21 protein-coding genes are annotated in these 20,492 nt (G+C 62.2%); 18 read left to right on the forward strand and 3 right to left on the reverse strand.

Features of this window, described 5'->3' with window-relative positions; all coding sequences use genetic code 11:
- Positions 1-214: 214 nt before the first annotated feature.
- Positions 215-1,582 carry a fatty acid desaturase family protein gene (locus C7411_RS29445; RefSeq protein WP_110387509.1) on the reverse strand — a complete coding sequence of 456 codons (1,368 nt, stop codon included), beginning with the start codon at positions 1,580-1,582 and terminating at the stop codon, positions 215-217.
- Between the two features lie 210 nt (positions 1,583-1,792).
- Here C7411_RS29445 and C7411_RS29450 point away from each other — a divergent pair, with 210 nt between their 5' ends.
- Both C7411_RS29450 and C7411_RS29455 read left to right on the forward strand, forming a co-directional pair.
- The gene (locus C7411_RS29450; protein ID WP_243413391.1) at positions 1,793-2,191 is read left to right on the forward strand and encodes an ACT domain-containing protein; all 399 of its coding nucleotides are present in this window, start codon (positions 1,793-1,795) and stop codon (positions 2,189-2,191) included.
- A gap of 202 nt (positions 2,192-2,393) precedes the next feature.
- Positions 2,394-2,936 carry a hypothetical protein gene (locus C7411_RS29455; RefSeq protein WP_110387510.1) on the forward strand — a complete coding sequence of 181 codons (543 nt, stop codon included), beginning with the start codon at positions 2,394-2,396 and terminating at the stop codon, positions 2,934-2,936.
- A 106-nt stretch (positions 2,937-3,042) separates the two neighbouring features.
- Here the strand turns inward: C7411_RS29455 and C7411_RS29460 are convergent, their stop codons facing one another.
- On the reverse strand, positions 3,043-3,915 hold the full coding sequence (locus tag C7411_RS29460; protein ID WP_110387511.1) for a hypothetical protein: 873 nt from the start codon (positions 3,913-3,915) through the stop codon (positions 3,043-3,045).
- A gap of 134 nt (positions 3,916-4,049) precedes the next feature.
- Positions 4,050-4,931, reverse strand: coding sequence for a hypothetical protein (locus C7411_RS29465; RefSeq protein WP_110387512.1), 882 nt, complete (start codon positions 4,929-4,931; stop codon positions 4,050-4,052).
- A gap of 242 nt (positions 4,932-5,173) precedes the next feature.
- Here C7411_RS29465 and C7411_RS29470 point away from each other — a divergent pair, with 242 nt between their 5' ends.
- The 16 genes from C7411_RS29470 (at position 5,174) to C7411_RS29550 (ending at position 20,442) form a co-directional block, all read left to right on the forward strand.
- The gene (locus C7411_RS29470) at positions 5,174-5,413 is read left to right on the forward strand and encodes a helix-turn-helix transcriptional regulator (RefSeq protein WP_110387513.1); all 240 of its coding nucleotides are present in this window, start codon (positions 5,174-5,176) and stop codon (positions 5,411-5,413) included.
- A complete protein-coding gene (locus tag C7411_RS29475; protein WP_110387514.1) occupies positions 5,406-5,684 on the forward strand; it encodes a hypothetical protein in 279 nt (92 codons plus the stop codon). Before C7411_RS29470 ends, C7411_RS29475 begins: the two co-directional genes overlap by 8 nt.
- Before the next feature lie 373 nt (positions 5,685-6,057).
- Positions 6,058-6,633, forward strand: coding sequence for a hypothetical protein (locus tag C7411_RS29480; RefSeq protein ID WP_110387515.1), 576 nt, complete (start codon positions 6,058-6,060; stop codon positions 6,631-6,633).
- Entirely contained in the window at positions 6,633-7,283 is a 651-nt protein-coding gene (locus C7411_RS29485; RefSeq protein ID WP_110387570.1) for a lytic transglycosylase domain-containing protein, read from the forward strand. Before C7411_RS29480 ends, C7411_RS29485 begins: the two co-directional genes overlap by 1 nt.
- Before the next feature lie 50 nt (positions 7,284-7,333).
- Entirely contained in the window at positions 7,334-7,675 is a 342-nt protein-coding gene (locus tag C7411_RS29490) for a TrbC/VirB2 family protein (protein ID WP_110387516.1), read from the forward strand.
- A gap of 16 nt (positions 7,676-7,691) precedes the next feature.
- Positions 7,692-8,012: a VirB3 family type IV secretion system protein gene (locus C7411_RS29495; protein WP_110387517.1), complete on the forward strand. Its 321-nt coding sequence runs from the start codon at positions 7,692-7,694 to the stop codon at positions 8,010-8,012.
- A gap of 1 nt (position 8,013) precedes the next feature.
- Entirely contained in the window at positions 8,014-10,494 is a 2,481-nt protein-coding gene (locus C7411_RS29500; protein WP_110387518.1) for a VirB4 family type IV secretion/conjugal transfer ATPase, read from the forward strand.
- Positions 10,491-11,642: a TrbL/VirB6 family protein gene (locus C7411_RS29505; RefSeq protein ID WP_110387519.1), complete on the forward strand. Its 1,152-nt coding sequence runs from the start codon at positions 10,491-10,493 to the stop codon at positions 11,640-11,642. Before C7411_RS29500 ends, C7411_RS29505 begins: the two co-directional genes overlap by 4 nt.
- A gap of 27 nt (positions 11,643-11,669) precedes the next feature.
- A complete protein-coding gene (gene virB5, locus C7411_RS29510) occupies positions 11,670-12,365 on the forward strand; it encodes a P-type DNA transfer protein VirB5 (protein ID WP_110387571.1) in 696 nt (231 codons plus the stop codon).
- A gap of 241 nt (positions 12,366-12,606) precedes the next feature.
- Entirely contained in the window at positions 12,607-13,311 is a 705-nt protein-coding gene (locus tag C7411_RS29520) for a VirB8 family type IV secretion system protein (protein ID WP_110387521.1), read from the forward strand.
- A complete protein-coding gene (gene virB9 / locus C7411_RS29525) occupies positions 13,308-14,132 on the forward strand; it encodes a P-type conjugative transfer protein VirB9 (RefSeq protein ID WP_110387522.1) in 825 nt (274 codons plus the stop codon). Before C7411_RS29520 ends, virB9 begins: the two co-directional genes overlap by 4 nt.
- On the forward strand, positions 14,125-15,360 hold the full coding sequence (virB10, locus tag C7411_RS29530; RefSeq protein WP_110387523.1) for a type IV secretion system protein VirB10: 1,236 nt from the start codon (positions 14,125-14,127) through the stop codon (positions 15,358-15,360). Before virB9 ends, virB10 begins: the two co-directional genes overlap by 8 nt.
- Positions 15,357-16,469, forward strand: a complete 1,113-nt coding sequence (gene virB11 / locus C7411_RS29535) for a P-type DNA transfer ATPase VirB11 (RefSeq protein WP_110387524.1) — start codon at positions 15,357-15,359, stop codon at positions 16,467-16,469. Before virB10 ends, virB11 begins: the two co-directional genes overlap by 4 nt.
- A gap of 9 nt (positions 16,470-16,478) precedes the next feature.
- Complete coding sequence (locus tag C7411_RS29540; protein WP_110387525.1) at positions 16,479-16,853, forward strand: hypothetical protein; 375 nt, start codon at positions 16,479-16,481, stop codon at positions 16,851-16,853.
- The gene (locus C7411_RS29545) at positions 16,850-18,568 is read left to right on the forward strand and encodes a type IV secretory system conjugative DNA transfer family protein (RefSeq protein ID WP_110387526.1); all 1,719 of its coding nucleotides are present in this window, start codon (positions 16,850-16,852) and stop codon (positions 18,566-18,568) included. Before C7411_RS29540 ends, C7411_RS29545 begins: the two co-directional genes overlap by 4 nt.
- Positions 18,565-20,442 carry a PriCT-2 domain-containing protein gene (locus tag C7411_RS29550; RefSeq protein ID WP_110387527.1) on the forward strand — a complete coding sequence of 626 codons (1,878 nt, stop codon included), beginning with the start codon at positions 18,565-18,567 and terminating at the stop codon, positions 20,440-20,442. Before C7411_RS29545 ends, C7411_RS29550 begins: the two co-directional genes overlap by 4 nt.
- The last annotated feature ends 50 nt before the right edge of the window (positions 20,443-20,492 follow it).

Here is a 20,492-nt window from a genome sequence, read left to right on the forward strand (position 1 = left end):
ATTGCTTCGCAGACTTATCCTGAATCGAATAGCCCAGCAGCGTGAGTACGAGTAGAGGAACTACTGCCGACAGGTAGACGATGTTCAATGTGACCATCAAGTTGACGATGCTTTGTCCACGAATGGCAACGAGTGTTGCGTTGCTGCGAGGATAGGCAGCATCCGATAGAAGACCGATGGAATTGGTGAACTGCGCGATATGGCAGCCGTCGCGTCACTCATAGCACGAAGAATGGAGCAGGCCGAACCGAGCGTCGTTATTATCAAAATGCATGTGACCGCTAGTGAAATGGCCTGGCTGGAACTGTCGATCGCTCGAGTAAGCAGTGTCGGAACTACTTGGGCTTGATCGGTTAAGTGATTGAGCTGCCACAGGTTTGCGCCTGCGATGACGGCAGAGGCGGGAAGAAATCCAATTCCCAAGACAATGACGGCGGCAATCAGACAGCCAGATCGAGCGTGTGTTGGCGTTCGCGCCATGGCAGGGAACTGCTGATAGTCGGCACCGCAAAGAACTAACGCGGCGACAGACAGAAGCACCAGTCCCGTGTGCTCGACTGGCTGCGTTCGTATCGATTCCACAAAGATCGCCGGCGCGCGAAACCATAGGATCAAGGCGTGGGTTTCGGCGAGAGCGAAGATCAGTATCGCAGTGCATCCGCACATAGAGAGTGCGAACATGTCCGTCCAGATATGACGGACATACGATGGCGTGCTCGTTGAAGGCCGGCAGAGTCATCAGTTGAGTATGTAGCGCAGGCAACTGGTGGTATGGGACTGCCGGGAAAAGATGGTGCGTGAGGTGGTAACCGTTGTGATGCGGATGGATCAGCATCGACAATATCCCGTGGTCTGGAATTTCCCGCGTAAAGCTGAAGATGCCTCCGGGTTTTAGGCCGTAATGGTCGGTCATCTCTCGGAAGGTTGTGATTGCATGGAAAACGGTGATACGTGCGCTGAGCCAGAGGGCGAGGAATATCACCCCGAGGCGGATATTGGCCGTGACCAGAGGCAACATCGTCGCGATCCACCATGCCGCAATACAGAGCAGCTGACGATAGCGGCATTGGCCGGTTATTAAGTGGCCGGAGATCGACCCGAGAATGAGCGAGGATTTGGCGAGGTATCGAGTGTAGACGCGAAGCCAACGATCTCCTTTTTGAGCCAGTGGCTGCAGCAGATCAGGGTCGCGTAGGGCGTCACCTAGCCATGCATGGTGGCGTGCGTGAAGCTCGCGGTAGACCGCCAGGCTGTTCATCAACGGAGCGGCGAGCAGCAGATGCGCAAGATAATCGTTGAGGAGGCGATTCTGACTCAGATTGCCGTGACTGGCTTCATGCAGAAGATTGCCCAGCGCACGCTGCCGGTTTCCGATAGCGACGAGTGCGATTGGCGCTAGCGTCCAGCCAATTTTGTACACGGCGAAGACGGACAGGAAAATAACGGTCCAGTCGAGAGCGATATCGTAAATGGCATACCATGTTCTCGCTTTCATCAGTTGCCAGGCCGGAGCACTGGCAACTAGGGATCGCCTGATTGAGATCCGGTCAATTAGGATCGACGAGGTGTCGCCAGGATTCATTGCAGCCTCCGTCGGAAGGCATGAACTCCCCGCGGTTCAGATTGGTGAAAGTATTTACTTTTCTGGATGTAGTGACTTGAGCATAGGCATGAATCATCTCGTCATTGAGGCGGTTAGGAATCTTCCATGGCGTTGAGTTTTTCTGGCCGCCGGAAGCAGCCAACCGTGGTGTAAGGTTGAGTCGATGCACCGCAACCTAAGGAGGAAACGTTGAGCGAGAAAGACCTTGCAACGCTATGTGCAACGATCGAGCCGGAGATGGTTGAACCGGTCTATGTTTACTGCTCTTTTCCGGATTTCACATTGCCTGGAGGCTTTTCGGCGCTTTTTACTTTCAGGGAGGCCGAAGGGCTGACCGCCGTGCTGGATCTACGGGATGCCGACCAGTACGCACTGCCGTATACGTTCAAGGCACGCCTCATTACCCTCAAGGTGCATTCGAGTCTCGAAGCGGTGGGTTTCCTGGCTGTCGTATCAGCACGCCTGGCTAAAGCGGGAATACCCTGTAACGCGATCGCCGGTTACTACCACGATCACATTCTTGTTCCTGTCGATCGTGCAATCGAGGCGCTCTCGGTTCTGAAAGGAATACGCGAATCACACCTATAGCCTGTTGGTTATGAATCGGCATCGAAAGTAACTCGATGAGTTTTACTTATGGCCGGATAGTTAATGTGGCGACCACTTCATCTGTCTTGCGTCCGAGCATCTCCCTTTCTAGATTGCTTTTGTAGGCCTATTTATAAGAGCAATTGGGAATCGGGGATTCGTCACCCTCCCGTGAACGATGCATGGAGGGGTAGGAGGGCAGATGTGCTATTCCGAGAGTGGTGATTCTCATACGGCAGCTTGCGAGGTTCTAGCCGAATCAGCCGAGTACTGGCGAACCCGTTTCGAGGATGCCCAGGCTGATGCATCCCGTCTCGCCTCTCGTTTGCGAGGGCGAGATCAGCGGATCCTGCTGCTTGAGCGCGTAATCGCACGTACCGCTGCACTTCATCATGCACTGGAAGACAGCCTTGAGCAGCGTCTCGAGCAATACTCAGAGCAGCGAGAGCATACCGTGGAACCGGGCCGATCGGTACAGGCGCCGTCCGACAACCCAGGCAGCAGCGTCATCGTCCGGTTGCCGCACCTGACGCGCACGCTGTCTCTTCTCTTCGAGGTGATGTGGGAGCACTGGGCACAGTGGGATCCGGAGCGTCCTCCCAAGTCCTCAACCGTTGCACGTTCCATCGACGCAAAGCTCGGGCTGAAAGGGCAGGCTGATGGAGAAACATCCCGCAACGCGCAGTCGTTCGCGGCTGCGCTGCGCCCTGATTCTCTCGGGGATGCCGACGGTCGCCACCGTTAAGTGCTGACAGCGACCGAATATTTGCATCGAAACCATCACCATCAACCCACAGCGGTCAAGGTAGCTTCGGTGCTCAAGGAAAACTTGACCGAACAGAGCTCTGTTCTCACTGGATAGACTGTGGTAGTGATTGCAATTCGGGCATGAAGCAGCAGACGAAATGTCGGAAGACGTTCAATTCAAGGTCGTCTAAAAGATAGAACCTTCCGTCCACGAGTTTTTCCTCGCGAAACAGATCCATCGGATCGAAGCGCACGAACTGCGCTGTTAGCAAATTTCTTTCGCTTACTCTTTCAAAGTAAGTATCGACACTTTTTCTGAAGGGGACTATGAATTTTTTCAGATCTTCAATGTCTCGCCGTGCCAGAAAGCCATGCGCATGCGCACATAGGCGTCGAACGGCTGTGAATAACTTCCAGAGCTGAGCACAATAATTCCGATCAACGTAGTCGCGCTTGGATAGCCGATCGGCAAGATTTGCATCACGCTTGAACGCAGCATTTACGAGGCCGTCTACTCCTTCGTCAGGGGCGTTCAAAACTTGCTTGAGCGTGCTCTCGACCTGACTGTATAGAAAAAGAAACTCCCAAATGTTCAGGAAGCCGCTGATCGCTGCTTGCCAGTTTTCGGCCCCAGTGGTTTGAAGTAGTTTTGGGCCGTCTATGTTGATGTTCCTCGCGAAACTGTCTCCTGGATCCAGCATCATCCCCATGACCAGCGCTTTCAATTCCTCCGGCAACTGATGTAGCCGATCGATGATCGAGGAGACAACGGAATCGATGCCCGCTGAAGGTCGCTGATGGGCATGGACGTCATCGTCGGATACGTCTGCCTGACTGACGTGTGCCAGCGAATCCAGAGCTCCGACAAGAACGGCATTGGTAAGTTGGGAGAGGCAATAAGCATCATGGAACGTGACGTACCATGCAGGGGATACATCGGTCGGCGCGTCAATCGTCGGATTGAATATATTCAGCATAGTTCAGTCGGGAAAATGTGGCGGATCAGATAAGTTTCGCCGTTGTATGCCACTATTTTGCGAAGGTAATCACCATACGTTGGCTGAAGGACGCTTAGCGCATCGGCCTACGACTTTGCTCGGCTACCTCCACTTTATACTCGCGTAAAGACGGGCGTATGGGTCAATGCGTCAACGATGTCGATCTCTTTATAAGTTCTTATCTTCACTGCGCCGGCTACATTCATGCCGAGGCAAGTGTTGCTTTTGTCTTTGAGCCAAACGGGCAATTGCGGCCGACTGCCCGTCCAGTGATTGGGCAAGTCAGATAGGCGTTCCATGATGAGATATTTTCCTGAGCGGCTGCACGCCAGCACGCCAAAATTGTCAAGGATGTCTGCGTCATTCTGCTGTAAGGCATGGAAGACGAACAGTTCTGCTTGATTTGCTCGATGAGAATCGGTGCACCGTTTCACTACAAGGTCAGGGTGTCCAGTAACCTCATGAATAGTCCGGTCCTGTTCCGACCGAATCAGACTGCCTAGAAGTTTTTCGTAATCGGCGTCGTGTCCATCTGGAACTATGTGAGCCCTAGCGGAGGGGCTGTTATTTTCAAAGGCGAAGGTCGATTGAGCGAGATTCATGCCGATCTTACTGTGGCCGAAATCGCGCAATCTCGCAGAGCCACCGGAGGTCATACCGAAATTGACACGTTGCAGGTCGGTCGCCCAGCTCGGATAACGTATCACCGTATTGGTGTTACTAATGTCGGGCAAGCGCTCCATGATCAGGTAATGCCCACTTGCGCTGGTTGATTTAACTTCGCCCACAATATCCGCGACAGGCCCAGGGCGGCATTGCAAGGCACTGCTGATAAAGAACTCATGCCAGTTCGCGTATGTCGAGTGCGTCGCAACCTTCACGACGACGTCCGGATGGCCAATGACATCATGCACTGTCCGGTGCTTGCCGGACGCAAACTGGTCGCCGCAAATGGCGGAAAACGAGATGTCGGGTGCTTCTGGAGGAGGTAGCATTTTTCGAATCTATCACGCTGGGCGAGCATCCGGTGGCCTTCTTCAAGCCGAGAATATATGGGTGGGTTTGGAATTGGGCCGGTTCTGGTAGGCACAAGATATCGAAGTTGAGCTAAGGCAGTGTGCGTCGTACCCGACGACGGATGATTCCGCTGATATGACGGTATTTTCCGCTCCCTCTCCTGTTGCTTGAATCGGATCTGTGCCGGGCTGATCCGGGCAAAGCCAGGAGGACAGGAGCCATGTCGGATACGATACGGATGGTGGACGCGATTTTGCGTCGAAAGCAGGTCGAGCAGATTGTCGGGTTGTCTCGTTCGACCATTTATCAGCGCATGAAGGATGGCACGTTTCCCCGGGCAATTTCGCTCGGCGGGAGGATGGTCGGCTGGCGTACTTCGGATATCGCACTGTTTCTCGTCGATCCGGCCGGATATCGAGTGCCATCCAGCACGCGAAGCGAGGAGCACGGCGATGATTGACTCATCCCACGCCTCGCTGGAGTCCCGGCTGGACAACTGGGCCAATGCCGCGCGTGGTCCGCATGACCCCATTGATGCGGTGAAGATCGAGGCCGCGTGGCGATGCCTCGAACCTCACTACAAGGAGCTGCTTCGCATGGTGTACTTGTGGCGTGCCGGTCGGGAGGTTGTGTGTCGCCGGCTTAAGATTGCCCGTCATCCGCGCAGCCGCTACGACCTCGAACTGGCTTCGGCCAGGCGCGCGCTGGCACGTCTGCTTGAGCAAGGGTAGGCTTAAATTTTTTTTCGGACCTTGTCGGACGGTCTCGGACTTCAAGGGACAATGACATAGAGAAACCGGCGATTTTGCGGCTTGCATCGCTAAAAAATCGAGCCTAGAGTGCAGTCAACAACTTGTTCCGGTCGAAGCATTGAAACAAGACCGAGTACGCGTTAGCGGCCGAAGTACCGACGTATGTGCGTTGGCGTGGTGGTCGAGATGCGAGCGAAGCCTGCGAGCCTGACGGTCGCAGGCTTTTTCATTTTCTGGTGCTGATCCCCCTTGAACCCGCGGCGTGCCTCCCAGGCCCCGCAGGTTCCTTTTTCCGCGCATATCCGTTCCGGTACCTCGGTCCTTGATGAACTGGATTGACGGAAGGAGGATCATGAAGACGGACTGGATCGTCTGCCGGTGCCGTGAACTGAGAGCGATGCATCGCCTCGCACGACGCTGGTCGATTGCGTTGATGCTGTTCGTCGGGACGTCGATCTTCGCGCCTGGTGTGGCGCATGCCGATGACTGGGGCTGCCAGGTGCTTCTGTGCCTCTCCAATCCGGGCGGCCCTGAGCGGTACGGCGAGTGCGTGCCGCCGATTGAGAAGCTGTGGACCGCGTTGCGTCACGGTGATCCGTTCCCGACGTGCGAGTTCGGTGCCGGTGGCTCGCAGGGAAGTTTCGCGACCAATACCTTCGCGAGCGGGGGATATTGCAGGCAGGACCTGCTGTACTGGGGCGGCCCCGAACAGAGCGAACTGCTGTGCCGTGCCACCGGGGCAATCAACGTCGATATCGACAACCAGCTCTACACCCGCGTCTGGTGGGACGTGAGCGGCCAGGGTCGCACGATCACGGAATTTTACGGCTCGGGCAGCACACAGGTGCCGCATGACCCGGCGCAATCCGCCTCCCTGTTTCTGCGGCAGGTCAGGCAACGGGACCGCGCCGGCGGCGGGGGGCAATGATGCCGCCGCTCGACTTCATCTCGCTCGCGCAACAGTGCGCGCCGCAGGTTTCGCTGTCGACAATGGCCGCGATCGTGCGGACGGAATCCGGCTTCAATCCCTATGCGATTGGCGTGGTGCATGGTCGGCTCGAGCGCCAGCCAACCAGCGAAGCCGAAGCTGTAGCGATCGTGCATGCGCTGGAGGCCGGCGGCTGGAACTTCAGCGTCGGGCTGGCGCAGGTGAACCACGCGAACTGGCCCGCCTATGGGTTGAGCGAGCGGAGTGCATTTGATCCGTGCCGCAACCTCGCCGCGGGAGCCTCCATCCTGCAAGGCTGCTTCGACCTGGCGAAGCGCGCGCGCCTGACTGCGCCCGTTGATTCACAGTCGGCGCTGCGCGCCAGCCTGTCCTGCTATGCCAGCGGCGATTTTTCGGTCGGCTACCGTACAGGGTACGTGCAGCGCGTGATCGGCAATGCGCGCGTCATGCCGGCGTCATTGATATCCGTCGCTGTGCCCGCTATCTCCCCGATTCCGGTTGTTCCAGCCTCCAGCGCTTCGGCGCCGTCGGGGCAGCGCGCAATTTCGCGGCGTCCTGGATCGCAAACGGTCGATACCTCATCCGAGGTCTCTGGCGACGAGCCGAGTCGTAGTGCGGTGGTGTTCTAGTCCAGAGATCAGTCGGTAACAGAAATATCCAGGTCGGAAAGGAGTTGATCATGAAATTAGGATTACTTATTAATAAGCGGTGTGTCTCCGACTCATTGAGTCGTCGTCGCCACAGCCAGCGGGTCGCTCGCGGGGTGACGACGGTGGCTGCCGGCGTGCTGGCTATGTCGCCTGCCTGGGCGCAGTTGTCCCAGGTTAATACGCTGCTGACCACGATCCAGACGACTCTGCTCGGCGTCGGCGGTGTGATCTGCTCGATCTCCATCATCTGGGCCGGCTTCCGGATGATGTTCCAGCACGCCCGCTTCGGTGACATCGCGAACGTGTTCATCGGCGGACTGTTCGTCGGCTGCGCGACCGTGATCGCCGGCATGCTGATTCCGACGAGCTGATCCGGGAGCGCGAACCATGAATCCGCTCAAGGATCCCGTTTTCAAAGGCGCCACGCGCCCCGCGATGATCTGGGGCGTGCCGCTGGTGGCCTTCCTGCTGATCGGCGGCGGCATGCTGATTCCGGCCATCTGGGCGCTGCTGGCGAGCCCGCCGCTGGGTGTCGCGATCCTGTTTCTGATGATCCCGGCGTTCGTCTCGATGCGCGTCATCACGCGCCACGACGACAAGCGGCTTGCACAGTACGTTCTGCGTCTGCGCATGGTGCTGCGCCAAGGCAACCGCCGCTTCTGGGGCGGGCACGCCTACGTGCCGGTCCGCCTCAAGAGGAGGGCGTGACATGTCGGCCGAACCGCAACTCGCGTCCGTCGCCAGCCGGGAAGTGCCGCTCGCCGGCTACATCCCGTATTCGACGCACGTGACTGATCACGTCATCAAGACGCGCGAAGGCGACTACCTGCAGTTCTGGAAGATCGCCGGCATCGCGTTCGAGGCGGCTGACCCCGCCGATATCCTCGCGCGACACGATGGGTTCAACCAGTTCGTGCGTGGACTTGCCGGCGGTCATGTGGCGCTGTGGTCGCACCGCCTGCGTCGGCGTGTGTCGGATCGCTTCGCGACGGAATACCGCAACCGCTTCTGTGAGGAACTGGCCACCCGCTACTACGCGAGCTTCGCGGGCTACCGGATGATGGCCAACGAGCTGTATCTCACAGTGGTCTATCGGCCGAACCGCACCCGGCTGGGCCGTGTCTTCAGCCGCGCCGCGCGCCGCACCCGTGACGACATCAGGCGCGACCAGCTTGACGCACTGAAGGTCATGGCCGAACTGGCTGCCCAGGTCGAGTCAAGCCTCAAGCCCTACGATCCGGTCGCGCTCGGCGTCTATACACGCCCAAGCCCTTTTACGCCGCGTCCACGCCGCTATTCGTCGGCGCTGGAACTGCTCGGTTATCTGGTCAACGGCGTCTGGGAGCGCGAGCCTGTTCCGTCCGGTCCGATCCGGGAGGCGCTGCCGACCTCGCGCCTGTTCGTCGGCGCCGAGAAGATCGAGATCCGCATGCCGGGCGCGACGCGCTTCGCCGCGATGCTCGACCTGAAGGACTACCCCGAAGACACCGAGCCGGGCATGCTCAACGGCCTGCTGTACGGCGACTTCGAGTACATCGAGACGCAGTCGTTCACGATCCTCGACCGGCCCAGCGCGAAGGAAGCACTGGAGCGGCAGCGAAACCAGCTGATTGCGGGCGAGGACGTGGCCGTGTCGCAGGTCGAGGCGATGGACCGCGCGCTCGATGAACTGATCAACGGCGATTTCGTACTCGGCGAATACCACTATTCGCTGGCCGTGCTCGGCGACACGCTCGACGAGGTGTCGAAGAGCACCGCGAAGGCCCGCACGCAACTGGCCGATGCCGGTTTCCAGACGGCACTGATCGACCTCGTCGCGGACGCGGCCTGGTTCGCGCAGTTGCCGGGCAACTGGCGCTACCGGCCGCGCGAGGCCAAGCTCACATCTCGCAACTTCTGCGGCCTGTCGAGCCTGCACAACTTCGCGACGGGAAAGCGCGACGGCAATCCCTGGGGCGAGGCGATCACGATCGTCAAGACGCCGAGCGGCCAGCCGCTCTACCTGAACTTCCACGTCACGCCCGACAAGCAGGATTCGCTCGACGAGAAGGCGCTCGCCAATACCCAGATCATCGGCCGCGCTGGCGCGGGCAAGACCGTGCTCGAACTGTTCCTGCTCGCGATGGCGACGAAATACGGCATCACGGCCGTGCTGTTCGACAAGGATCGGGGCACCGAGATCGCCATCCGGGCGATGGGCGGCACCTATACGGTGTTTCGTCGCGGCGAGCCGACCGGGCTGAACCCGTTCCAGATGGAGCCGGGCGAACCTGTGATCGATTTCTGGGAGCGGCTGGTCCGCAAGCTCGTCGATATCGGCGCGGCGCTGTCCGCGAAGGACGAACTCGATATCTCGGGCGCGGTGCGCGAGGTCGCACGCATGGACAAGCCGCTGCGGCGTCTGTCGATGGTCCGGCAGCTTCTGCCGAATGTTGGCGAGAACAGCCTGCATGCGCGGCTCGCGAAATGGTGCGCGGGCGGGCGCTTGGGCTGGGTGCTCGACAACCCGACCGACCGTATTGATCACGCGCGCGCGACGCTGTTCGGTTTCGACGATACGGAACTGCTCGATGACGCTGAGGTTTCGACGCCCGTCACGATGTACCTGCTGCACCGGACCGAGAACCTGATTGACGGCCGGCGCTTCGTGTACGTCATGACCGAATTCTGGAAGCGGCTCGGCGACCCGGTCTTTACCGACTTCGCCCAGAACAAGCAGAAGACGATCCGCAAGCAGAACGGGCTCGGCATCTTCGATACGCAGTCGCCGGCCGATGTGCTGCGTAGCCCGATCGCCAGTGCGCTGATCGAACAGAGTGCGACATTCTTCTTTCTGCCGAACCCGCGTGCTGATTACGACGATTACGTCCGTGGCTTCAAGCTGACCGAAGCGGAATTCAACATCGTGCGCAACCTCGGCGAGAACAGCCGCATGTTCCTCGTCAAGCAGGGGCATCGATCGGCCATCGGCCGGCTTGATCTCGCGGGCCTCGGCGACGTGCTCGATGTGCTGTCCGGCACGACCGACAACGTGGAACTGCTCGACACGATCCGCGCTCAGGTCGGCGACCTGCCGCAGAACTGGCTGCCGGTCTTCCACGAGCAGCTCGCGAAGCGCCGCGCCGCACAGTCAGAGCAGACCAGCGCGCGCCAGTCGCCGCAGTTGCCGGGGCCGGGAGGTGCGCGATGAGCGGCCTCTTTACCGCCGTCGGCGGCACGCTCGAGAACGGCATGTCGACCTACGTCACGAGCGTGTCGTCGGCGCTGTCCGGTGCGCTCGTGCCTGTCGTGACCACGGCCGTCACGATCTGGGTGCTCGCCTATGGTCTCGCGGTCGTGCGCGGTGAAGCGCACGAGGCCGTGCCGGCGTTTGCGTGGCGCGGACTGAAGGTGGCAATCACGCTTGCGTTCGCGCTGAGCGCCGGGATCTACCAGCAGCAGGTCGTCACTGCCGTCGACGGCGCGACGTCCGGGCTCGCCCAGACGATCCAGAATGCGGCGAACACAACGGGTGGTGGTAATCCCGGTTGTGGTTCCGTCAGCGGTAGCAGCGTAACGGCTCAGGGAGCCGCGACCAGCATCTACCTGACGCTCGACTGCTATGACCAGCAGATCGATCTCGTGATGGACGCCTACTTCGACAAGGCGACGCACGAGGGCTTCAGTGCGAGTGGCCTGGCCGCCGCCATCGGCGATTTCCTGTGCGGCCTGGTCGCAGCGCTTGGTGGCTCGATCTTCCTGATCGTGCTGGCTTTCGAGGTCGTGATGGCGAGGATGCTGCTCGATCTCGTACTCGGTCTCGGTCCAGTCTTTATTGCCTGCGCGGCGTTTTCGCCGACTGCCCGCTTCTTCGAGGCGTGGACCGCAAAGGTCGTCAACTACGCGCTGCTGCAGATCCTCGTTGCCGCGTTCCTCGGCATGGCGCTCACGGCGTTCTCGGCCGATTTGACCGCAATGCATGCGACTGGCGCCTCCCCCGGCGCCGATGCCTCGGCCGTGGTGCAGGGCATTTCAGCCGGACTCAATGATGCCGCAGCGGCCGCAACGGCGCTCGGCCTGTTCGCGACCGGTGTGTTCCTCGCGATGGTCGGCTGGCAGTTGCCATCCGTGGCGGCAGGCCTGTCCGGCGGCGCAACCCTGTCCGGCTTCGGTGCGTTCGCTGCAGGCGTGGCTTCGCGCAGCCTGGTGGGCGCGATCGGGAGGGCGCTAAAGGGCAACGGGCGTGGGCCGAAGCCGGGCGGCGAGATTCACGACCGGACGGGTTCGGGTGGTGGCGGTGGTGCAGTGCCGGCCTATCAGCGTGCCGCACGCGCGAACCTGGGGCAGCAGGGCGGTTGACGGCGAAAGGACAACAAGGTGACGACGATGAACGCACGAAACAGATGGGCAGGCGCCGTGTTCGTGATGGCGACGTGGTGTGCTGGTGCGCATGCCCAGGGCATCCCGGTCTTTGACGCACAGAACGTCGTGCAGGCCATTGCGACGGTGGCCCAGCTCGAGCAGGAGGTGCAGCAGGAAATCCAGATCTATCAGTCGACGGTCGGCACACGCGGTTTCGGCGCGCTGATGAGCAATCCGGTTGTGGCGAATTCGCTGCCGTCGAACTGGCAGAGCGTTTACACGGCGGTCCAGAACGGCGGCTACTCGGGCCTGACGGGCAACGCCCAGGCGCTGCGTTCCGCGAGCCAGATCTACAACTGCGAGGACCAGACCGGAATCGACCAGCAGGTCTGCCAGCGCGCGCTCAACAAGCCGTTCCAGGACAAGGCGTTCGGCGAGCAGGCCTACCAGACCGAACTGCAGGAACTGAACCAGATCCAGAGCCTCGCGCAGCAGATCGATGTGACCCAGGACCCGAAGGGTGTCGCCGAACTGCAGGCACGCATTCAGGTCGAGAGCACGACGGTCGGTAACGAGATGACGAAGCTGCAACTGTTCCGGATGCTGTCCGAGGCGGAAGACAAGCTCGTGGCCGAGCAACAGGGCGAACTGGTGCTGAGTCGCGCGGGCAGGACGAACCGGCTGCAGGACCAGATGGTTCCCGCGTCGTTCGGGAACTGAGGAGGGGTGTCATGTCCATGACGACTTCGCTGACTTCCATGACATTGGCCGGCTGCCTCGCCTGGAGCCTCGCCGCGTGCAGCAGCTCTCCGCCGAAGCCCATGTTGCCGGATGGTCTGCACCGCGTGCCGGTCAATCGTGTGCCGCCTGTGCCGCTTGTGCGTGATGGGCAAACCGCTGTGCCGACTGCACCGTCGCCTGTTCCCGATGGACCTGCTGCACCGGATACCGGAGACAGATCATGAGTGCGCCGCACGACTACGGGCGCGTACTCGACATCGAGGCGTCGCTGACGTACCTGCAGGAACGCTCCGAGCGTCGCGCCTGGCATGTCGCCTATGCGTCGGTCGGCATAGCGGTGCTCAGCGTGGTCGCACTCGCGGTGATGGTGCCGTTCTATCGCGTGGTGCCGTTGCCGATCGAGGTCGATCGCCTGACGGGTGAGTCCCAGGTGATCGACGTGCTTGATGCGCGCCATGTGCATACGAAGGAGATCCAGGACAAGCACTGGGTCGAGACCTATGTGCGCGAGCGTGAGCGCTACGACTGGGGCCTGCTGCAGATGGACTATGACAGCGTGCTCGCCATGAGCGATGACGTGGTCGCGCGCGACTACCGCGGCATTTACAGCGGCCCCGATGCGCTGGACCGGCAGCTCGGGGCCGGCACCGAGCGGCGTGTGCGGATTCTCTCGGTCACGCTTCTGCCGGACGAACCCGGCCACGCAGTCATTCATATCGAGCGCACCTCGTTCAAAAACGGCCAGGCCGACGTTGAACCGACACAGCGTTTCGTGATCACGCTGGCCTATACCTACCGGCCGACCGTGTTCACGCGCGAGAGCGTGGCGATCGCCAATCCGTTTGGTTTCAAGGTCACGGCCTACAGTCGCGATCCCGAATATACGCCGCCGGCATCGGCCGCGGCGGTGGGAGACACGCCATGAAAATGCTTTGCTCGACGATGGCGGTCGCGAGTCTGCTGTTTTCCGGCATGGTCCACGCGGTCGATCTACCTGGTTGGAACGACGACTCGCGCGTGCGGCAGGTGATCTATCGCGCGGACGAGGTGGTGCGCGTCGAGGCGCAGCGTGGTTTCGCTACGCATATCGCGCTCGATCCGCACGAGCAGATCCAGGTCGTCGCGCCCGGCGACCGGGACGGCTGGCAGATCGTGGCGAGCAAGGGCGATCACGACGTGTACCTGAAGCCGCAACTCGCCGCGCACGACTCGAATCTCGAGATCCGCACCGACCGCCGCAGCTACAGCTTCGATCTGGTCGTGCTCCCGCTTCAGTCGAAGTTCGGCAACGACCGTGTGATGTATCGCGTGACCTTCGTTTATCCGGACGAGCTGGCAAAGCAGGCGCACACGGAATCAGATGCTGGGCTCGTTGCCCGGCGTCTCGCGCAACCGCCGGCCGTTCGCAATGCACGTTACTCGATGCAGGTCATGCGCGATTCGGACGACATCGCGCCGACTGCAGCATGGGACGACGGCCGCTTCACGTATCTGCGTATCCCGAACAACCGGCGCATGCCGGCGATCTTCCGGGTGGCCGACGATGGTACGGAGAGCGTGGTCGACAGGCACGTCGATGGCGACACGATCGTGATCCACGAAGTGGCAAAACGCTTCGTGCTGCGGCTCGGTAGTGAGGTCGTCGGAATCTGGAACGACGCCTACGACATGGACGGTGTACCGCCACGCGATGGCACGACCGTCGACGGCGTGAAGCGTGCCCTGCGGAGCCACGGCGATGAATGACGATACCGAACGCAATCTGATTGAGCCCGACGATTCTCCGGTATCACGGCTGACCCCCGACAGGAACGATGCGGCGTCAGGCGCATCAGCTGATCGCGGCATGCCTGCGCTCGGTCAGTACCGCAGTGCCCGTCCACGGGCCTGGTGGCTGACGCCGATTGTGATCGTGCTGGTCGTCGGCGCCGGCGCGGTCTGGACTGTGCATGGATTCCTCGCGCGTCACGATGCCCAGGCGAAAGCGCGGCGCGATTCGGTCGCTGACACATCCGCGCAGGGCCACACGTTCAGGGACGCTCCCGCGTCTGCGGCCGTCGTCGCATCGACGCCGGTGCCGGCGAGTGCCATTGTCGTTCGTCCGGTGCCAGCTTCGGGCGTAGCCGTTGCCCCTGTTAGCACCGTGCATGCAGCGGCTTCCCACAGCTATTACGACGCGCCACTGCTGGCTACCGGCGGCGGGCAGGAGAGTGCGGCCGGGCTACCTGGCTTGCCCGAGGCCGGCAGCGTGGCAGGCACCGCTTCGTCGGTAGCGGCGGCGGTATCCGGCGGCGCGGGCGCACCGGCCGCGGGATCGGGGCAGGCGGGCGGCGCGCTCGCCCCGGCACTGACGCCGACGGCGACCCCGCGCGTGCGTGCCGCGATGCTCGGCAATCGCAGTCTCATCCTCGCGCAGGGCGCCAAGATCGACTGCGTCGGCGATACGGCGTTCGATTCGACCCAGGCCGGTATCTCGACCTGCACGGTCACGAAGAACGTGTACTCGGACGACGGGCACGTCCTGCTGATCGAACGCGGTTCGCAGATCAACAGCGAGTACCGCTCGAACCTGTCGCCGGGACAGAAGCGCGTATTCGTGCTGTCGGCCCGCATCAAGACGCCGGATGGCGTCACGGTCGAGATCGACTCTCCCGCTGCCGACGCGCTCGGTCGCATGGGGATGGACGGATACGTGGATAACCACTGGGGCCAGCGCATCGGCGCGGCGATGCTGCTCGGCATCACCCAGGACGCGATCGGTTATCTGGCAACGCGCGGCGGCAACAGCAACGGGTCGGTCGTGTTCGAGAACACGCAGCAGCAGGGCAACGACATGGCCACGCGCGTGCTCGACAGCACGATCAACATCCCGCCGACCCTGAAGCAGAACCAGGGCGCGGAGTTCACGATCGTCGTCGCGCGCGACCTCGATTTCGGATCGGTCTATGCGCTGCAGCCGGAGGCCACGCCATGATGCCCCGCGCCGACACACCCGATCGCGACCCGGTCCTCGCCCGGTTGCCCGACGACGCCTCGGTGCGTGAGCTGATGCGGCCGTTCGCGCCGCTGCTCGAGGACGCCGACGTGACGGAACTGGTGATCAACCGGCCGCAGCGCGTGCTGACCGAAAACTCGCGCGGCTGGCACGGCCACGATTGCCCGGACCTCGATTTCGACCGGCTGATGTCGTTCGCCGTAGCAGTGGCCACGCTGACCAGCCAGGAGATCTCGGCGCAGCATCCCGTACTCTCGGCGCTGCTGCCGGGCGATGCGCGCATCCAGATCGTGGTGCCGCCGGTCGTCTCGCCGCGCACGGTCTCGGTCACGATTCGTCGCCCGTCGTCGCGCGAGAAGACACTCGAGGCCTACCGCGACGAAGGGCTGTTCGACGACACGGTATGGCATCGCCCGGATGGGCTCGATACGGCGTTGCCCGTGCTGCGTGCAGAAGACCGCAGGCTCGTCCGGTGGCTGGAGGAGCGCGACTGGAGCACGTTCTTCGAGCGAGCGGTCACGGACCGGCTCAATCTTGTGATCGTCGGCAACACGGGTTCGGGCAAGACCAGCTTCATGAAGACCCTGTGCCGCTCGATTCCCGCGACCGAGCGGATCGTGACGATCGAGGATGTCCGCGAGCTGTTTATCCGGCATATCGAAAACTGTGTTCACCTGCTGTACAGCAAGGGCGGCCACGGGCAGGCGCGCGTCACGCCCGCCGATCTCATCGCGAGCACGATGCGCATGCGCCCTGATCGCGTGCTGCTGACCGAGCTGCGCGGCGCCGAAGCCTATGACTTCCTCAAGCTCCTGACGACGGGCCACGCCGGCTCGATCACGAGCTACCACGCGCCGAATGCTGCGGTGGCGATCGAGCGTTTCGCGCTGATGGCGAAGGAGCATCCAGAGGCCGCCGCCTGGGACGATGCCGCGCTCAAGCGCCTGCTGTTCCTGACGATCGATGTCGTCGCACACGTGGAGGCGCATCCGGTGCTGGATGCGTCGGGCGAGCAGGTCGGCCGGCAGTGGGGCATGACGGAAGTCTGGTTCGATCCGGTGCGCAAGGCGCGCACTGCGTTCGTATAGGGGACGGTCATGACCCAGACATCTTCGCATCGAATTCAGCATATCCGGACGGCGGTCGTGACGCTGGCCGTGCTCGCTTGCCTTTTTGGCGGGCTGGCTGCGTCGCTCTGGCTCGCGTCATTCTTCCTGTACGCGAGCCTGCGGATCAATCCGTTGCACGCGGGTTTGTCCGGCTGGCTCGACGCGCTGCTGGCCTGGCGGCACGGTCTGATGGCGAATGCGGGCCGCAAGCTCGCCGGGGCCGCGCTCTTCGGCGTGCTGCTGTCCTTCGGCGGACCGGTGTTCGGTCTGCACACATTGTGGGAGCGCTCGGGCCGGCGCCGTCTTTACGGTAGCGCGCGCTTTGCGAGCGAATCGGAAATCCGTCGGGCGGGATTGCTATGACGACGCCCGCATACCTCGGTTCGTCGCCGCCGATTGTCGTCGGCGTGTGGCGCGGCCGTTACCTGCGTTTCACCGGCCAGCAGTTCGTGCTGCTGGCGGCACCCGCGCGCTCGGGCAAGGGCGTCGGCATCGTGATTCCGAACCTGCTCAGTTTCCCCGATTCGGTCGTGGTGCTCGACGTGAAGCAGGAGAACTATGCGATCACGGCGGGCTTTCGGCGCGCACATGGGCAGGAGGTCTACCTGTTCAATCCGTTCGCCGAGGACGGTCGCACGCATCGGTATAACCCGTTGTCGGCGATTTCGGACGGCCTGTTCAGGGTCGGCGACATTCTCGCGATCGGCTATGCGCTATATCCGCCGGGCGGCCACGATGACTTCTGGAAGGACCAGGCGCGCAACCTGTTCCTTGCCATCGTACTGCTGTTGTGCGAGTGGCGCGATGCGCGCCGGGCCGGCAAGGGGGCATCGATCCCGAACTATCCGGTCACGATCGGCGAGGTGTTGCGGCAGTCGTCGGGCAACGGCATGCCGGTCAAGACGTATCTGCAGCGCGCGCTGGTCCAGTATCGCGATCTGCTGTCGGGGCAGTGTGTCGATGCGCTGAACCGCTTCCTGTCGAACGACGACAAGGTGCTGGCCAGTGTCCTCGCTACGTTCAATGCGCCGCTGACGATCTGGGCCAATCCGGTCGTCGACGCGGCGACGAGCGCGAACGATTTCGATCCGCGCGATCTGCGCCGACGCCGCATCTCCATCTATATCGGCGTGACGCCCGATCACCTGTCGGAAGCGGCGTTGATCGTGAACCTGCTGTTTTCGCAGGTGATTAACCTGAACACGAAGCAGTTGCCCGAGGCCGATCCAACGCTCCGGTTCCAGTGCCTTCTTCTGCTCGACGAGATGACGGCGATCGGCAAGATCCATATTCTCGCGCGCGCGGTGGCCTACATGGCGGGCTACAACCTGCGCCTGCTGTCGATCGTGCAGTCGATCGCGCAGCTCGAATCGGTCTACGGGCGGGCCGATGCCCGTACCTTCATCACGAACCACGCGATGCAGATTCTCTATGCGCCTCGTGAGCAGAAGGATGCGAACGACTACTCGGAAATGCTCGGCACGCTGACCGACCAGTCGCGCAGCGTCAGTCGTTCGAACGCAGTCTTCGGCGGTCACGGCGGATCGAGCGAGAGCGTGTCCGAGCAGCGCCGGCCGCTGCTGCTGCCGCAGGAACTGAAGGAGCTGGGGCGCGAGAAGGAAATCATCGTGCTCGAAAACACCAAGCCGATTCTGGCCGACAAGATCTGCTACTGGCGCGATCCCGAGTTCACCTCGCGCGTGACGGCCGCGCCAGCGGTACCCGCCATGAACCTGGCCCACTTCAGCGCGGTGACCGAGCGCCGCCTGCGCGATCTGCGGCCGGACGAGATCGACCCGGATGGCGCGGGCCTGATACATCTGCCGCCCGAGTATCTGGAGGTGCTGCAGGCATGGGACCCGCGCGACCTGCCGCCGAACCTGGCCGATATCAGCGAGGACGATGCAGTCGCCTACGTGGAGCGGCACTTCAGGCTGCTCGGCGTGCCGGCCCGGAAGATTGAACGGGCGAGACGCCATCTGAGCGCGGACGATCTCGATGTGGTTGAACTGGACTTCGTTGAACCGGCCCGGCGCGCTGCCGCGAATGGTCCGCAAGCGACGGGAGTTCTGCAATGACGACGCCCTATGTGAATGAGGCCGATCGCGCACGTGCCGCGCTTGCCGTGATCCCGGCCGACGACTACGAGACCTGGGTCGATATGGCGTTCGCACTCAAGCACGGATTCGGCGACGAGGGGTTCGAGATCTGGGACGCGTGGAGTCGCACGGCCGCCAACTATGACGAGCGCGCGGCCCGTACGACGTGGCGCTCGGCCAGTGCATCGGGCGGCAAAACCCTGTCCACCCTGTTCTGGCACGCGCGCCAGCATGGCTTCGATCTCAGGCGCGCGCATTACCCCGACCAGATGACGGCCGTGCTCGCGCCGTCCGCTGAAGTGCTCGCGCAGCGCGAGCGCGACGCGGCCCGTCGCGAGGCACGCCATGCGGCGGTTGCGCGCGAAGCGGCATCGATATGGGACTGGGCGCGTCCCGTTGGGTCGGCGCATCCGTATCTCGAACGCAAGCGCCTTGGGCCGATGGACACATTGCGCGAGCTGGATGCGCTGGAACTGCGCGCATTGCTCGGCTATGCGCCGGCCAGCGAAGAGGAAATCCTGACGGGGCGCGTTTTGATCGTGCCGGTCTGGAACGACGGTTCCATGTCGACGCTGGAACTGATCGACGAGCAGGGGCTGAAGTCGTCGCTGGCCGGCGGCGTGAAGAAGGGCGGTTACTGGATGACAGAGCCGACGCTGGTTCCGGACGGTGAATCGTCGCTGATCCTGATCGCCGAGGGCATGGCGACGGCACTGTCTGCCTCGCGAGCGACGGGCTGGTTCGCGGTGGCGGCGCTTTCGAGCGGAAATCTGTCGTTGGTCGCAACGAACCTGCGCGAGCGATATCCCGATGCGGACCTGATCGTCCTCGGCGAACTGGGCAGGGGCGAGACGCAGGCGCGGCAGGCAGCGGAAGACGCGGGGGCGCGCGTGGCCTGGCCGCGGTTTGCCGCTGACGCGCGCATTGACGACAAGGCGCCGAACGACTTCAGCGACATGGCGGTGCTCTCGGGCTTCGATGCCGTCGGCACGCATCTGCGTGAGGTGGTTCGTTCCGTCGTGAGAACAGACGGCGGGCCGGTGCCGGATGCCCCAGCCGCATCCGGGGTGACCGTGGTCGAAGTGGACAGGTATGAGGAGGGCACAGAAATGAGCAACGTCAAGGAAAAGCTGCTACCCGACGACGAAGGCAGTCCACGTCGCCGGTCTTCGAAGCGTGGCGCGTCGAAGTCGGACGGGCCGGAGACACCGACAACAGGCGAAGTACCAGCTACTGTCACATCGGCCGATCCACCGGCCACTACATCGCCGGATGCTGCCGCCCCGGCCACGACGCCTCCGGTCACCAGTCCGCCCCGACTTCCGCCGTCGCGCCCGCCGGTCGGCGAACCCCTGTTTGGTGTCGGCGACGTGCCAGGCGAAATCAGGGCGCTGGCCGAGCATCGGTTCGGCTCGCCGCTGAAGATGGGCACACCACGTGAGAACGGCGGACCGTATCGCGGCGAAGTGTTCAACACCGAGCACTACCTGATCCAGGAGGTGGCGACCCGCAGTGTCGTGTTCCACCGCAAGGACCAGATGACGTTCGTTTCCGAGCGTCTGAAATGGATGGACGAAAACGCACGGCTCAACGGCTCCGAACTGCAGGTCGGCTACGACGGCGGTCACGCAAAGGTCTATCCGTGGGACCGTGCGCGTGACCTGCTGGATCGAACCGTGCGCTCGCTGAAGAAGTCGGCGCAGGAGCTGAACTTCAGTCCCAATCTCGAAGGAATGCTCGACCAGCTGCAGGCCAGATCATGGGCACGTATTCGCGAATTACGGACCGAAGCGCTGGAGAAAGCGAAGGAACACGGTGCGGCGCGCGAGGCGGGTACGGAGCCGGATCGATAAGCCGGCGCAGTGCCGTGCAGGGCGAACGTGTTTTGAATTGATGAGGTGGT

This window comes from Paraburkholderia silvatlantica (assembly GCF_003096715.1).
Classification (GTDB): domain Bacteria; phylum Pseudomonadota; class Gammaproteobacteria; order Burkholderiales; family Burkholderiaceae; genus Paraburkholderia; species Paraburkholderia silvatlantica.